We start from the raw sequence: 1,139 nt of genomic DNA on the forward strand, positions 1-1,139 counted from the left end.
CCCGCTATCCGTTGCGGGAGCTGGTCACCGCCTCCGACCCGATGCCGCTGCTGGTCGAGCGCGAACGTGCCCTGTACGGCTCCTGGTACGAGTTCTTCCCGCGTTCCGAGGGCACGGCAGAACAGCCGCACGGCACCTTCCGTACGGCCGCGCGCCGGCTGAAGCCGATCGCGGACATGGGCTTCGACGTCGTCTATCTGCCGCCCATCCACCCCATCGGTACGACCTTCCGCAAGGGGCCCAACAACACGCTCGCCGCCGGGCCACAGGACGTGGGCGTGCCGTGGGCGATCGGCTCTCCCGAGGGCGGGCACGACGCCGTCCATCCCGGCCTCGGCACGATCGAGGACTTCGACTTCTTCGTCGAAAGCGCCCGGGAACTGGGGCTGGAGATCGCCCTCGACTTCGCGCTGCAGTGCTCGCCCGACCATCCGTGGGTGCAGAAACACCCCGAGTGGTTCCACCACCGGCCCGACGGCACGATCGCCTACGCGGAGAACCCGCCGAAGAAGTACCAGGACATCTATCCGGTCGCCTTCGACGCGGACATGGACGGGCTGATCGCGGAGACGGTGCGCGTTCTGCGGCACTGGATGGGCCACGGGGTGCGCATCTTCCGGGTCGACAACCCGCACACCAAGCCGGTCGTCTTCTGGGAGCGGGTCATCGCCGAGGTCAACCGCAAGGACCCCGACGTGATCTTCCTGGCCGAGGCGTTCACCCGGCCGGCGATGATGCACACCCTCGCCCAGATCGGCTTCCAGCAGTCCTACACCTATTTCACCTGGCGCAACAGCAAGCAGGAACTCACCGAGTACGCCAGTGAGTTGGCGGGTGAGGCGGCGGCCTACATGCGGCCGAACCTCTTCGCCAACACCCCGGACATCCTGCACGCCTACCTCCAGCACGGCGGACGCCCCGCCTTCGAGGTGCGGGCCGTGCTCGCCGCGACCCTCTCCCCCGCCTGGGGCATCTACAGCGGCTACGAGCTGTGCGAGAACACCCCGCTCAGGGAGGGCAGCGAGGAGTACCTCGACTCGGAGAAGTACCAGCTCAGAAGGCGGGACTGGGAGGGGGCGGCGCGCGAGGGCCGGACCATCGCGCCCCTCATCACCCGCCTCAACACCATCCGACGGCAG

The 1,139-nt window shown here is 68.3% G+C and carries 1 pseudogene; it reads left to right on the plus strand.

Annotated elements, in window-relative coordinates:
- Positions 1-1,139 (plus strand): annotated as a pseudogene (locus tag LMU33_RS40785) (alpha-1,4-glucan--maltose-1-phosphate maltosyltransferase); the annotation flags it as partial.

The organism is Streptomyces barringtoniae (assembly GCF_020819595.1).
GTDB lineage: Bacteria > Actinomycetota > Actinomycetes > Streptomycetales > Streptomycetaceae > Streptomyces > Streptomyces barringtoniae.